This is a genomic window from Streptomyces sp. NPDC050856 (assembly GCF_040653855.1).
In the GTDB taxonomy this organism is placed as follows: domain Bacteria; phylum Actinomycetota; class Actinomycetes; order Streptomycetales; family Streptomycetaceae; genus Streptomyces.
Genome location: NZ_JBFAGV010000004.1, coordinates 284,440 through 297,900, shown reverse-complemented (window position 1 = coordinate 297,900; position 13,461 = coordinate 284,440). Strand labels below are relative to the sequence as shown.

Sequence of the window (13,461 nt, the reverse complement as noted above, 5' to 3'; positions counted from 1 at the left end):
GTGTCGGTCGGTCCGGTCCAGTGTTGCCCTACGGGCGTCAATCCGCAGGTATTTCGCGGCAGCACTTCCTACTGCTCAATGACGTATCACCCGCCGGGATGGTTCAGGCCGACCCCCCCACCCATTCGGGTGGTTCTTCGTGGCCGTAGTGGGCTAGGCCGTATGGGTAACACGGCGCCCCGCCTCCCGTGGCGGAGGCGGGGCAGCGGGGTACGGGCGTACCGCCGGGGTACGCGGGTCCCGGGCGGGGCCGGACCGGTCAGGCGGTGGACTCCAGCAGCGGCTGAGGAGCCAGGCGCAGGGTCAGCGCGGGCAGCAGGTCGGCTGTCCGGTAGGGCACGTGAGCGGCGATGCCGGGCGGCGCGGGGGCCAGCGGTACCAGCAGATCGGCCGGGCCGGGGTCGCCGGTGGCCGGGTCCGCCTCGATGTCGCCGTGCAGCCAGAGCGTGAGCATGTACAGGTCGGGCACCGACAGCAGCCGTGGCTGGTAGCGGTTCTGCAGCGCCTCGGCCTGGCGCAGGGCGCGTTCCGTGGAGGCGAGGTAGGGCCCTTCGAAGAAGTGCGAGAAGCTCCAGCCGCCGGCCGTGAGCACCGTGTCCGCGGCGGCGACCGGGCGGTCGCCGCCGCGGATCAGGAACCGCCAGCCGGCCAGCCGGGTACGGGGGGTGCCGGCGGGGGGCACCTGCTGGTCGCGCACGTCCAGCAGGTGCAGCGGAAGCGGCAGTTCGGGGCTCAGCGGTCCCTGGACGGACCGCAGAGCGGGGGTGTGCGCCTCGCGGACGGCGGGGGAGCCGAGCGCGGCGAGGACACTGCGCAGGGCCGGCGCGGGCGCCGGGGAGACATGGAGCGGCATGGTGGGTCGCCTCTCACTCAAGAGACACGGTGATGCGGGGGAACGTGCTGTGCGGACGGCACTGTCAGCAACGGGGCCGAGCGGGGGGCCGAGGGGTCATCGCCGGGCGCCGACTCTCTGCCTCGTCCGCGGAGTTTATATGACGCGTGTTCACGCGGTGTTTCCGCTAGCTGGCCGTCATATTACGGGCAAGGTCCTATCAGGTCTTTTTTATGCGCGGTTCATGGGGATTTCCCGGGCGGGCGGGCCCCCGGCCTGCCGGGCGTCCCGCGGTGCGGTCGGCCGGATCCCACCGGCGCAATTCACCGGGCCCGCCCGTGGTAACTGCCTGCTGCCTCGTGCCGCCGGAATGTGCCTGGTGACCGACGTCACCAGCCTATCCGGGAAGCGGGGTCCGCGGGGGAGTTACAGATCAGCCGGGCGGGGCATCATCGTCCGTGACGCGGGCGGCCCATCCCTGCGCGGCCCACTCGAGGAGGGACACTTCGATGGGGGAGAAGGTCGTGGCAGGCGGATTCGACCTGTCCGATCGGCAGAGATACCGCAGGAAGTCGCAGCAGTGCCTGGAGGCGCTGGAGCGACTGCTCGGCGAGAAGCGGTTCGACCGGCCGAGGAATCTCATGGGCCTGGAGATCGAACTCAATCTCGCGGGGTCCGACGGCCTGCCCAGGATGATGAATGCGGAGGTGCTGGAGCGTATCGCGAGCCGGGATTTCCAAACGGAACTCGGAATGTTCAACCTCGAAGTGAACATCGCTCCGCACCGGCTCGGCGGCCGTGTTTTCGATCAGCTCGCGGAGGAACTGCGCACCGGTCTGGCGTACGCCGACCGCAAGGCGCGGGAGGTGGCCGCCGGGATCGTGATGATCGGAATTCTGCCGACGCTCGGCGAACACCACCTGGTGTCCGCGAACCTCTCCGACGTCGACCGCTACCGGCTGCTCAACGACCAGATCGTCAGTGCCCGCGGCGAGGACTTCGCGCTCGACATCCAGGGGGTGGAACGGCTCAGCTGCACCGCGGGCTCGATCACGCCCGAAGCGGCGTGCACCTCCGTACAGCTCCACCTCCAGGTCACCCCGGCGCGGTTCGCGGACGTCTGGAACGCCGCCCAGGCCGTCGCGGGGGTGCAGATCGCGGTGGGCGCCAACGCCCCCTTCCTGTTCGGCCGGGAGGTGTGGCGCGAGTCCAGGCCGCCGCTGTTCCAGCAGGCCACCGACACCCGGCCGCCCGAGCTCCAGGCGCAGGGGGTGCGCCCGCGCACCTGGTTCGGGGAGCGCTGGATCGACTCGGCCTACGAGCTGTTCGAGGAGAACCTGCGGTACTTCCCCGCCCTGCTGCCCATTTGCGACGAGGAGGAGCCGCTGCGGGTCCTGGACGACGGAGGCGTGCCCGCGCTCCAGGAGCTCGTCCTGCACAACGGCACGGTCTACCGCTGGAACCGGCCGGTGTACGGGGTGGTGGACGGCGTTCCGCACCTGCGGGTGGAGAACCGCGTGCTGCCGGCCGGGCCGACGGTGGACGACGTGATCGCCAACGCCGCCTTCTACTACGGCCTGGTCCGGGCCCTGGCGGAGGAGGCGAAGCCGATGTGGACGCGGCTGCCGTTCGCGGACGCCGCCGGCAACTTCGACACCGCCTGCCGCTACGGCATCGACGCCGAGCTGCGCTGGCCACGCCCGGGCCGGGGCGGCGGGTTCACCACGGTCCCGGCGGTGAAGCTGGTACGGGACGAACTGCTGCCGCTCGCGGCCGCCGGGCTCGACGCCTGGGGGGTGGAGCCGGCCGACCGCGACCGCTACCTCGGGATCATCGAGGAGCGTTGCCGGCGCCGGGTCAACGGCGCCTCCTGGCAGGCGGACACCTTCCACCGGGCGCTGGAGGCGGGACTCGGGCGTGAGGCGGCGCTGGCGGCGACCACCCGGCGTTACTGCGAGCTGATGCGCGAGGGCGCCCCGGTGCACACCTGGCCGACCGGGTTCCCGCCGCCCGGCCGGCGCCGGGCGGGGTGAGCGAGGGCCGGCCGCCGGGTGCGGGACGGGGGCCGTCGCCGGGTGCGGTGACCGGTGGGCGGGGCCGGCGGGGTGAGGGGCGCGACCGACGCGGGGGCCGGGGTGGTGGCGCTTCTGCCGCCGGCCCGCTTGCGCGTCCCGGGTGCTCTTCGGGCAAGCTGTGACCTCCTGTGGAAGTGGAGGCCGGCGTGCAGGCAGAGGCGGGACGTGTTGTCGATTCCCTTCCCCCCGGCGGTGTGCCGCGCCGGATGCTCCGGTCCGAGACACTGCTCGTGCTGGCGCTCTCCCTGGGGGCCAGCGCCGTTGCCGCGCTCATCAGCTTCGTCGGGTCGCTGACCAGGCCCGGCGGGCTGAAGGACCAGGCGGCGACCCTCAACGGCTCGTACGCCCCGGGGCGGCCATGGCTCGACCTGGCCTGGCAGCTCTTCGGCATCGCCAGCGCGCTGGTACCGGTGGCGCTGGTGGCCCACTTCCTGCTCAGGGAGGGCGCCGGGCTGCGCGCGATCGGCTTCGACCGCCGCAGGCCCTGGCCGGACCTGGGCCGGGGCGCCCTGGTCGCGGCCGGGATCGGCAGCACGGGGCTGGTCTTCTACCTGATGGCCAGGGCGGCCGGGGCCAACCTCACGGTGGTGCCCGAGTCGCTGCCCGACGTGTGGTGGAAGTTCCCGGTACTGATCCTGTCGGCGGTGCAGAACTCCGTCCTGGAGGAGGTCGTCGTCCTCGGCTACCTGCTGCGCAGGCTGGGGCAGCTCGGCTGGAGCCCGATGGCGGCGCTGGTGGCGAGCTCCGTCCTGCGCGGTTCCTACCACCTGTACCAGGGCATCGGCGGGTTCATCGGGAACATGGTGATGGGCGCCGTGTTCGTGCTGCTGTACCGGCGATGGGGGCGGGTGGGGCCGCTGGTGGTGGCGCACGCGCTGCTGGACATCGTGGCGTTCGCGGGATACGCGCTGCTGGCGGGCAAGGTGGGGTGGCTGCCCACGGCGTGACGGCGTGACCGGGCGACCGGGGTGACCGGCGTGACCGGTGTGACCGAGGGGGCGTGCGGCCGGGGCCGTACGCCCCCTCGGCGGTTCAGACCCGCAGTTCGCCTTCGATGACGGTCACCGCCGTGCCGCTCAGCAGGGTGCGCTCGCCGCGCAGGGCGGTGCGTACGGTGCCGGTCCGCGCACCCCCCTGGAAGCCGGTCAGTTCCCCGCGCCCCAGACGGGCGGACCAGAACGGCGCGAGCGCGGTGTGCGCGCTGCCCGTCACCGGGTCCTCGTCGATACCGAGCGAGGGGAAGAAGCAGCGGGAGACGAAGTCGTGGCCCCGTCCCGGGTCCTCGGCCGCGGCGGTGGCGATGACGCCGCGCTCCGACAGGGCCGTGAGCGCCGCGTGGTCCGGTGCCAGGGACCGTACGGTCCGCTCGTCCGCCAGCTCCACCAGCAGGTCACCGATGTGCGGGGACGTGTCGTGCACCGAGACCACCGGCGCGCCGAGCGCCTCGGCGAGCCCCTCGGGTGCCGGTACCGGGGTCAGCTCGGAGGTCGGGAAGTCCAGTGTGATGGTGCCGTCCCTTGCCGTACTCGCCGCGAGGACGCCGCAGCGCGCGGCGAAACGCACCGTACCGGCGGCACGGCCGGTGGCGCGCAGCACATGGGCGGTGGCCAGGGTGGCGTGGCCGCACATGTCGACCTCGGCGACCGGCGTGAACCAGCGCAGCGCCCAGTCCGCCGTGCCGCCCGGCGGCAGGGGGTGGGCGAACGCGGTCTCGGAGAGGTTGACCTCGGCGGCCACCTGCTGGAGCCAGTGGTCGTCCGGGAAAGCGTCCAGGAGCAGTACGCCCGCCGGATTGCCGGAGAAGGGACGGTCGGTGAAGGCGTCGACGATTCGGATCCGCATGGGCATGACGGTAGGAGCACGGCGGTGCGGCGGACCAAGGCCAATCCGGGACCGCTGGACCCGAACGATTGCCCGCCAACATGTTCCGATATATCGTTGAAGCATCGCGACAGTTTCAACGACGGAAGGAGCGCCAGGTGATGCGTTCACATGGCCACGAGCACGGACACGGACACCACGGACACCACGGACATGGCCCCGGCGGCCACGGTCCGGGCGATTTCGACGGGCGGCGTGCCGCCTTCGGGCCGTTCGGCCCGGGGTTCGGCGGCGGACACGTCTTCGGCGGCGGACCCGGATGGGGCGGGCGCGGGCGTGGCGGCGGCCGGGGGCGGGCACGGCGCGGTGATGTCCGCGCCTCGATCCTGGCCCTGCTGAAGGACCGCCCCATGCACGGTTACGAGATGATCCAGGAGATCGCCGAGCGCAGCGGCGGCGCCTGGCGGCCCAGCCCCGGTTCGGTCTACCCGACGCTCCAGCTGCTGGAGGACGAGGGCCTCATCAGCAGCGCGAGCGAGGGCGGGAAGAAGCTGTTCACCCTCACCGACACGGGCCGCGCCGAGGCCGAGACGGGGCCGGACGCCCCGTGGGAGGAGGCCGGGCGCGGTGTCGACTGGGAGGTGATCAATGAGATCCGCCAGGCCGGTTTCGGGCTGATGGAGGCCTTCGGGCAGGTCTGGAAGACCGGTAGCCCCGATCAGCGGAAGAAGGCTCTGGCCGTCATCGGCGACGCCCGCAAGAAGCTCTACCTGATCCTCGCGGACGAGGACTGAGCGGTCGACCGCCCGGGCCCGCGGGGCCCCGGGGCCACCGGGGCGGGATGCCGGGACCCGGCACGGACCGGGGCCCGGCGCGGGGCCCGGCACGGGCGGGCCGCGGAGCGGCGCCGCCGCGGTCCGCTGTCGCCGGGGCACGGACCGGGGGCACCCCAGGGCCGCGGCCCGGTGCCGCCGGGGCCCGGCGCCCGCAGCGGCACGGCGGGTGCGGGCACGGGCAGGCCCCGGCCGGACCGGTCCGGCCCCTTGAGTCGTCCGCCGGCTGACCGTCTCAACAGGTGCGACAGCCTTTACGCTCCTGACGCGCCCCTGCCATCATGTGCCGATGCACGCGTCTCAAGGGAGAAGCGCCGGCCTGGGACTCGCCCTGGCCTCGGCCTTCGCATTCGGTGGATCAGGTGTCGCGGCCAAGCCGCTCATCGAGGCGGGTCTCGACCCGCTGCACGTGGTGTGGCTGCGGGTGACGGGCGCCGCGCTCGTCATGCTGCCCCTCGCCTGGCGCCACCGCGACCTGCTGCGCCGCAGGCCCGCCCTGCTGGCCGGCTTCGGCCTGCTCGCCGTCGCCGGTGTCCAGGCGTGCTACTTCGCCGCGCTGTCCCGGATCCCGGTGGGGGTCGCGCTGCTCATCGAGTACCTCGCCCCGGCCCTCGTCCTCGGCTGGGTCCGCTTCGTCCAGCGCCGTCCGGTGACGCGCGCCGCCGCGCTCGGGGTGGTCCTCGCCGTCGCCGGCCTCGCCTGTGTCGTCGAGGTGTGGTCCGGGCTGAGCTTCGACCCGCTGGGCCTGCTCCTGGCGCTCGGGGCGGCCTGCTGCCAGGTCGGCTACTTCGTCCTGTCCGACCAGAGCGGTGACGAGACCTCGCCCGCCGATCCGCTGGGCGTCATCGCGTACGGACTGCTCTTCGGCGCCGTGCTGCTCACCGTCGTGACGCGGCCCTGGGGGATGGACTGGTCGGTCCTGGGCGGTACGGCGAACATGGGCGCCACCCGCGCCCCGGCCTGGCTGCTGCTCGGCTGGGTGGTGCTGGTCGCGACCGTACTGGCGTACATCACGGGCGTCGTCTCCGTGCGCAGGCTCTCCCCGCAGGTGGCCGGCGTGCTCGCGTGCTTGGAGGCGGTCATCGCGACCGTGCTGGCGTGGGTGCTGCTGCGGGAGCACCTGTCGGCGCCGCAGATCCTGGGCGGCGCGGTGGTGCTCGTCGGGGCGTTCATCGCCCAGTCCTCGGCGCCGAAGGCGCCGTCCGGCCCGGTGGCGGGGAGCTCCGGCCCGGCCTGCTCCGGGGAAGAGGTTGCCGGGCCCGCGGGCAGCCGCATAAAGTGACGATCATGCTTTCGACCGTGCTTCCGCCGCCCGCCGCTTAACGCGGGCGGCACTTTTCTGCGTGTCTTCGTGAGGGAGACCCGGCTCGGGCAGTCCCCGAGCGGTTCGTCGCTGCCCGCGTGCGGATCCGAGCGGCCAACCATCCCTCCTCCACACGGAGAAGTCACGTGTCGAACCCTTCCGCCGCGCCCATCGGGCGCAGCCTGCTCTATCTGATCGTCGCCGGGGTCGCCTGGGGCACCGCCGGGGCCGCGGCCTCGCTGGTCTTCCGGGCCGGTGACCTCGGTCCCCTGGCCCTGTCGTTCTGGCGCTGCCTCGGCGGTCTCGTGCTGCTGCTCGGCGCTCTGGCGCTGCGCCGCCGGGGTGCCGGGCGCCGGCCGGCCGAACCGCGCCGGCGGCGCGTGCTGCGGGTCCTCGGGGCGGGCCTGGGGCTCACCGTCTTCCAGAGCGCCTACTTCGCGGCCGTCCAGGCCACCGGTCTGGCGGTCGGCACGGTGGTGACACTGGGGGCCGGCCCCGTGCTCATCGCGCTCGGGGCGCGGCTGACCATGGGCGAACGGCTCGGGCGCGGTGGGTCCGCCGCGGTCGCCGGGGCGCTCGCCGGGCTGGCCGTACTGGTCCTCGGCGGCGACGCGGGGGACGTGCGCCCGGCCGGTGTCGCGCTGGCGGTGCTGTCGGCCGCCGGATACGCGGCCGTCACCCTCCTGACCCGGTGGCTGGGACAGGACGGTGGCGGCGCCGACGCGCTGTCCACCACCGCCGGGGCGTTCGCCGTCGGCACGCTCGGGCTGCTGCCGATGGCGGTGGCCGAGGGCCTGCTGCCGCACACCGCCGAGCTCGGCCGGGTGGTGCTGCTGCTGGGGTACATCGCGGCGGTACCGACCGCGCTCGCCTACGCGCTGTACTTCGCGGGCGCCGCGGTGGTGCGGGCGGCCACCGTGTCGGTGATCATGCTTCTGGAACCGGTCAGCGCGGCGGTCATCGCGGTGACGGTGCTCGGCGAGAGGTTGACCGCCGCCACGGTGACCGGGACATCGCTGTTGCTCGTGGCGGTGGCGGGGCTGGCCGCCGCCGAGATGCGACTGGCGGCGGTGCGGCGGCGCTCGGAGGCGTTCGGCTGAGCCGCGGCACGCGGCACGCGGCACGCGGCACGCGGGGACGCGGGGACGCGGGGACGCGGTGCTCGTCGGCCCGGGGGCGTGAGACCCCGCGGTCCGGGCGTGCGGCGGTCCGGTGTCCCGTGCCCCGCTCCCGTACGGGCCAGTGGTGGGTCGTACGTGAACGCCGCCCACACCTCGGCCGCCAGCAGCCGCGCAGCCCGGAGAGCAGCCGGCCGTACGGCGCCTCCCCGGCGGCCGCCGGTGCCGAGCCGTCCCCGGCTGGAGATGGTCCGTCCGCCGGTGCGGCGACCCGGCCCCGGCGGCCGGCTCTCCCACCACGGGCGCGGTGCGGCGCGGTCGCAGGGCGGTGCGGAAGAAGGTGGAGGGGCGTGCCCGGCCGGCGCGATCTCGGACGCCGGCCACGGGCCGCGGAGGGCCGGGGACGGGCCGCGGACGGAGGCGCGGTCGCCGACCGCGCCGAGCGGGACCTGCCGGCCGGGGTCGAGGGGCGGGCCGTTCAGCGGGCGGAGAGGTAGCCGGGCAGGGCGATGGCCGGGTCGAGGTCCTCGGCCGGGATCGGCGTGCCGTGTCCGCCGGTCAGGGGGATGACACCGGCCCAGTGGGGGAGCTGGACGTCCTCGGGCTCGTCGTTCGGGCCGCCGGTGCGCAGCTTGGCGGAGACCTCGCGGAGGTCGAGGCGGAGGACGGCGGTGGCCGCCAGTTCCTTGACGTCGCCGGGGCGTGAGTCCCGGGAGCGGCCCGGGACCACATGGTCGACCAGGCGTCGAGCGCGGCGCTCTTCTCCTCGGGGTCGGTGACCTGGCGGGCGGTGCCGTGGATGACGACGGAGCGGTAGTTGATCGAGTGGTGGAAGGCGGAGCGGGCCAGGACCAGCCCGTCGACCAGGGTGACCGTCAGGCACACGGGGAGGCCGGGGTCGGACCGCCCCGCCATGCGCAGGGGCCGCGAGCCGGTGGAGCCGTGCACGTAGAGCCGTTCGCCGACGCGGCCGTAGAGGGTCGGCAGGACGACCGGCGCGCCGTCGCGGACGAAGCCGAGGTGGCACACGTACGCCTCGTCGAGGATCGCGTGCACCAACTGCCGGTCGTACGACGCCTTGTGCCGGGCGCGGGTGGGGACGGTGCGGTCGGTCGGCTCGTAGCCGGGGGACGCGGTGGACGTGGCCGAAGGGGTGGGCCCGGTGGGCCCGGCGGACTCCGACATTGCGCTCTCCATTGCACTAGTGCATAATCATGTTTGTGCTAGGAGAGTATCGGATCGTTGGGCGCCGCGCGTCGGAGATCGCCGCGAGCGTGGAGCGCGGGGTCGGCAGCGGAGAGCTGGCGCCCGGCCAAGTCCTGCCGCCCATGCGGGAGTTGGCGGAACACCTGGGGGTCAATCCCAACACGGTGGCGGCCGCCTACCGGACGCTGCGGGAGCGCGGGGTGATCGAGACGGCCGGGCGGCGGGGGAGCCGGGTGCGGCCCCTTCCGGCCACCACCGCCCGCGGCGCCATCCGGATCGAGGCGCCCCCCGGGGTGCGTGACGTGGGCGAGGGCAACCCCGACCCGGCGCTGCTGCCGCCGCTGGAGGCCGCGCTCACGGCGGCCGCACGGCACAACACCGACCACCCGGCGCTGTACGGACAGGCCCCGGTGGACGAGGAGTTCGCCCGGCTCGCCCGCGCCGCCCTCACCGCGGACGGGGTGCCGGAGGGGCCGCTCGCCGTCACCTCCGGGGCACTCGACGCCATCGAGCGGGTCCTGGCCGCGCATCTGCGGCCCGGGGACGCGGTGGCCGTCGAGGACCCGGGCTGGGGCAGCGTCCTGGATCTCGTACCGGCGCTGGGGCTCACGGTCGTCCCGGTCGCCCTGGACGACGACGGGCCGCTGCCGGAGGCGGTGGAGCGGGCGCTGGGCGGGGGTGCCCGGGCGCTGGTCGTGACCTGCCGGGCGCAGAACCCGACCGGCGCGGCGGTCGGCGCCGAGCGGGCGGCCGAGCTGCGGCGCGTGCTGTCCCGGCACCCGGACGTGCTGCTGATCGAGGACGACCACGGGCACGGTTTCGTGGACGTTCCGCTGCGTCCGCTCGCCGGCGCCACCGGCCACTGGGCCCTGGTGCGCTCGGCCGCCAAGGCGTACGGGCCGGACCTGCGGGTGGCCTCGCTCACCGGGGACGCGGTGACCCTGGACCGGGTGCTGGGGCGCCAGCGGCTCGGTCCCGGCTGGGTGAGCCGGCTGTTGCAGCGGGCGGTGGCGCACCTGTGGCGCACCGGCGCGGTGGACACGCCGGCGGTCGCCGCGGCGTACGGCCGGCGGCGCGACGCGCTGGTCCGGGCGCTGGCGGAGCGGGGCGTCGGGGCGCACGGCCGCAGCGGCATGAACGTGTGGGTGCCGGTGAGGGAGGAGACCGGGGCGGTGGCGCGGCTGCTGCACGCCGGCTGGGCGGTAGCGCCGGGTGCCCGGTTCCGTCTCGCCACGGGCCCGGGGGTCCGGTTGACCGTCTCGGGACTGGCCATGGCCGACATCGGGCCGCTCGCCGACGCGGTGGCGGCGGCGAGCGGCCCGGTGGCGGCACGCGCCCACGGCTGACGGCGGGCGTGGGCGCGGTCACGCCCCCCCCCGCGCCCACCGGGCCCCCGGCACGGCGTCAGGGCCGGTCCGGGGCGGGCGTGAGGCCGGACGGGGAGCGCCGGCGGGGTGGCCGGCCCTGGGTGAGCGCGGCGCCCACCAGCACGATCAGGGCGCCCACCGGGGTGTTCCAGGCGAGCGGCTCGTCCAGCAGGGAGACGCCGGCCGCCGTGGCGATGACCGGGACGAAGTAGGTGACCATCTGACCCGTGGTGGGGCCGACCTCGGCGACGATCCCGTACTGGAGCAGCACCGCCAGGCCGGTGCCCAGGGCCCCCAGCGCCACCACGGCGAGCAGCGGGACCACCGGGAAGGCGCTCGGCCAGGACGTGAACAGCGGCGTCACCAGGGCCAGTTGCAGCATGGCCAGGAAGAGCTGCGAGCCGGTCAGGGAGAGGTGCGACTCGGTGCGGCCGGCGAGGGTCCGGCGTACGTATATCCAGCCGACCGGGTAGCTGAGCGACGCCAGCAGCGCCATGGCGGTACCGGTCACGTCCAGGCCGGAGAAGCCCTGCCACGCCCCCAGCACGGTCAGCACGCCGATGAAGCCCAGGCCCAGGCCCGCCACCCGGCGGCGGGTGGGCCGGTCCTCGGAGAGCGCCACCAGGGACAGCGCCATGCCCCACAACGGTGAGGTGGCGTTGCAGATGCCGGCGAGAGTGGAGGGGATCGTCAGCTCCGCGTACGCGAAGAGGGAGAACGGCAGGGCGTTGAGGAAGAACGCGGCCACCGCGAGATGACCCCAGGTGCGGGCGCCGCGCGGCAGCGCGGTCCGCTTCACCGCCATGGCGGCGGCGAGCACCGCCGTACCGAACAGCAGCCGCCCGAAGGTGACCTGGAAGGGCGCGTAGGCGGTCGTCCCGACCTTGATCAGCAGGAAGCTGAAGCCCCAGATGAGGGAGAGCGCCGCGAAGCGGACGCGCCAGTCCAGCGCGGGACGCCGGGGCGCCGGCACGGAATCCTCGGCACCGCGCGAGGAAACCGGAGGGGAAGCCGGCGAGGAAACCGGAGGGGAAGCCGGCGAGGAAACCGGCGGGGAAGCCGGCGGGCAGGACGGGGACGCCGGCGGCGGCGGGGCGGGGGATGACGCGGGCGGGGGAGTGGGCCGGGGCCGGGGAGGGATCGCGGTGCTCATGGCGATCACCATGATGGCTCCGACGTCTTAGTACAAGCGAGTTTTTGTCACGGTAATCGCTTAGCATCGCTTATATGTTGAACCTGGAGCGCCTGCGGACCCTCGACGCCCTCGCCCGGCACGGCTCGGTGAGCGGAGCGGCCGACGGGCTGCATGTCACCACCTCCGCCGTCTCCCAGCAGCTCGCCAAGCTGGAGCGCGAGGTGGGGCAGCAACTGGTGGCCAAGAACGGCCGGGGGGTGCGGCTCACCGACGCCGGGCACCTGCTCGCCGACCACGCCGCGCGCATCCTGTCCCAGGTGGCGCTCGCGCGGGCGGACATCGAGGCACAGCGCGGAAAGGTGGTGGGGGAGGTACGGCTGGCCGGGTTCCCGACCGCGGCGCGGGGCCTGTTCCCCCGGGCCGTCTCGGCACTGCGCCGGGAGCACCCCGAACTGTGCGTGCGCACCGGCGAGCTGGAGCCCGAACTCGCCGTCCGCCAGGTGGTGCGCCGGGACATGGACCTGGCGGTGGTGCTCGACTGGAACAACAAGCCGCTCCCGGTGCCCGGCGGACTGGCCAGGGCCGCCCTGCTGGACGACGCCGTGGACGTGGCGATGCCGGCCGGCCATCCGCTGGCCGGGCGGGCCGAGGTCGGCCTGGAGGAGTTCGCCGACGACGACTGGATCTCCTGGCCGGAAGGCGAGTTCTGCTACGAGTGGCTGATGTTCACCCTGCGCGCCAAGGGCACCGAGCCACGGATCACCCACCTCGCGGGGGAGCACCACACCCAGCTGGCGCTGGTCCAGGCGGAGCTCGGCGTCTGCGTCACGCCCCGGCTGGGGCGCGGGCCCGTGCCCGACGGTGTCGCCCTGGTGCCCGTACGGCAGCGGGCGCGACGGCACATCTACGCGGTGTGGCGTACGGACGCCGACCGGCGGCCGTCGATCAGGGCGGTGGTGGCGGCACTGCGCGAGGCCGCCGCAGCCGCGACCCGCTGACCGCCGCCCCGGCCGGGGCGCGGGATCGGTCGCGCGGGCGGAATCGGGCCGGCGCGCGGGGGTTCGCGCCGGAGCTCGCGCTCGGGGCGCGCCGCCCGGGCCGCCGCCCGCCGCGCGGCGGGCGGCGCCGGCGACCCGGCGGAAAGCACCCCTGCGCGACGGTCACCACCGATGCGCCCCCGGGTGACCCGTGATCCCCACCACCGGCGAGGTGCCCCGCCACCCGGGTCTTCCCGGCGGTCAGGCGAGCTTGATCGAGTCGCCGTCGACCGTGATCGACGCGGCGGCCAGCGGCGCGGTGGCCGGACCCGCCTTGACGCTGCCGTCGGACGCGTCGAACTTGCTGCCGTGGCAGGGGCAGTTGATGATCCCGTCGGCGATGTCCCTCACCGCGCAGCCCGCGTGGGTGCACGTGGCCGAGAACGCCTTGAACTCGCCCGCCTTCGGCTGTGTCACCACCACGTCGCCGAAGACCTTGCCGCCACCTTCGGGGATGTCGGCGGTCCTGGCGAGCACCCGGCCGCCACCCGCGCCTCCGTCGGTACCGGCGCTGCTCGCCGCGCCGCCCGCCGGCGTTCCGGCGGCGGACCCGGCCGGGCCGCCGTCCGATCCCCCGCACGCCGTGAGGACGGCGGCCAGCCCCGCCCCGCCCGCCGCCGCGACGACGGTACGGCGCGCCACCACCCTGCTGGTCCCCTGCCCCTGCGATCCGGTCATTCCGGCTTCCCTTCCCTGATGGCCACGACGCCACGGTCCGACGTCACGAGGGGGTA

General features: G+C 74.6%; 11 protein-coding genes and 1 pseudogene. 7 read left to right on the top strand and 5 right to left on the bottom strand.

Features of this window, described 5'->3' with window-relative positions; genetic code table 11:
• Nucleotides 1-259: 259 nt before the first annotated feature.
• A complete protein-coding gene (locus AB0H53_RS06160) occupies nucleotides 260-853 on the bottom strand; it encodes a hypothetical protein (protein ID WP_362107940.1) in 594 nt (197 codons plus the stop codon).
• A 488-nt stretch (nucleotides 854-1,341) separates the two neighbouring features.
• Between AB0H53_RS06160 and AB0H53_RS06155 the strand changes: the two genes are divergently transcribed.
• Both AB0H53_RS06155 and AB0H53_RS06150 read left to right on the top strand, forming a co-directional pair.
• Nucleotides 1,342-2,865 carry a glutamate--cysteine ligase gene (locus AB0H53_RS06155; protein ID WP_362107937.1) on the top strand — a complete coding sequence of 508 codons (1,524 nt, stop codon included), beginning with the start codon at nucleotides 1,342-1,344 and terminating at the stop codon, nucleotides 2,863-2,865.
• A 188-nt stretch (nucleotides 2,866-3,053) separates the two neighbouring features.
• Complete coding sequence (locus AB0H53_RS06150; RefSeq protein ID WP_362107934.1) at nucleotides 3,054-3,854, top strand: CPBP family intramembrane glutamic endopeptidase; 801 nt, start codon at nucleotides 3,054-3,056, stop codon at nucleotides 3,852-3,854.
• A gap of 85 nt (nucleotides 3,855-3,939) precedes the next feature.
• Here the strand turns inward: AB0H53_RS06150 and AB0H53_RS06145 are convergent, their stop codons facing one another.
• Complete coding sequence (locus AB0H53_RS06145) at nucleotides 3,940-4,749, bottom strand: PhzF family phenazine biosynthesis protein (protein WP_362107931.1); 810 nt, start codon at nucleotides 4,747-4,749, stop codon at nucleotides 3,940-3,942.
• A gap of 140 nt (nucleotides 4,750-4,889) precedes the next feature.
• On the opposite strand from AB0H53_RS06145, the gene AB0H53_RS06140 reads away from it, so the two are divergent.
• The 3 genes from AB0H53_RS06140 to AB0H53_RS06130 all read left to right on the top strand — a co-directional run bounded on the left by AB0H53_RS06140 (nucleotide 4,890) and on the right by AB0H53_RS06130 (nucleotide 7,964).
• On the top strand, nucleotides 4,890-5,522 hold the full coding sequence (locus AB0H53_RS06140) for a PadR family transcriptional regulator (protein WP_362108010.1): 633 nt from the start codon (nucleotides 4,890-4,892) through the stop codon (nucleotides 5,520-5,522).
• 328 nt (nucleotides 5,523-5,850) lie between these two features.
• On the top strand, nucleotides 5,851-6,843 hold the full coding sequence (locus AB0H53_RS06135; protein ID WP_362107928.1) for an EamA family transporter: 993 nt from the start codon (nucleotides 5,851-5,853) through the stop codon (nucleotides 6,841-6,843).
• Nucleotides 6,844-7,010: 167 nt separating this feature from the next.
• On the top strand, nucleotides 7,011-7,964 hold the full coding sequence (locus tag AB0H53_RS06130) for a DMT family transporter (RefSeq protein WP_362107925.1): 954 nt from the start codon (nucleotides 7,011-7,013) through the stop codon (nucleotides 7,962-7,964).
• A 496-nt stretch (nucleotides 7,965-8,460) separates the two neighbouring features.
• Here AB0H53_RS06130 and AB0H53_RS06125 read toward each other — a convergent pair.
• A pseudogene (locus AB0H53_RS06125) lies at nucleotides 8,461-9,167 on the bottom strand (pyridoxamine 5'-phosphate oxidase family protein).
• Nucleotides 9,168-9,202: 35 nt separating this feature from the next.
• Between AB0H53_RS06125 and AB0H53_RS06120 the strand changes: the two are divergent.
• Nucleotides 9,203-10,534: an aminotransferase class I/II-fold pyridoxal phosphate-dependent enzyme gene (locus AB0H53_RS06120; RefSeq protein ID WP_362107922.1), complete on the top strand. Its 1,332-nt coding sequence runs from the start codon at nucleotides 9,203-9,205 to the stop codon at nucleotides 10,532-10,534.
• 58 nt (nucleotides 10,535-10,592) lie between these two features.
• Here the strand turns inward: AB0H53_RS06120 and AB0H53_RS06115 are convergent, their stop codons facing one another.
• Nucleotides 10,593-11,708: a DMT family transporter gene (locus AB0H53_RS06115; protein ID WP_362107919.1), complete on the bottom strand. Its 1,116-nt coding sequence runs from the start codon at nucleotides 11,706-11,708 to the stop codon at nucleotides 10,593-10,595.
• A 74-nt stretch (nucleotides 11,709-11,782) separates the two neighbouring features.
• On the opposite strand from AB0H53_RS06115, the gene AB0H53_RS06110 reads away from it, so the two are divergent.
• Nucleotides 11,783-12,688, top strand: a complete 906-nt coding sequence (locus AB0H53_RS06110) for a LysR substrate-binding domain-containing protein (RefSeq protein WP_362107916.1) — start codon at nucleotides 11,783-11,785, stop codon at nucleotides 12,686-12,688.
• Nucleotides 12,689-12,928: 240 nt separating this feature from the next.
• Here AB0H53_RS06110 and AB0H53_RS06105 read toward each other — a convergent pair whose 3' ends face one another.
• Nucleotides 12,929-13,405 (bottom strand): Rieske (2Fe-2S) protein, encoded by a 477-nt coding sequence (locus AB0H53_RS06105; protein WP_362107914.1) that lies wholly within the window; start codon nucleotides 13,403-13,405, stop codon nucleotides 12,929-12,931.
• Nucleotides 13,406-13,461: the final 56 nt, after the last annotated feature.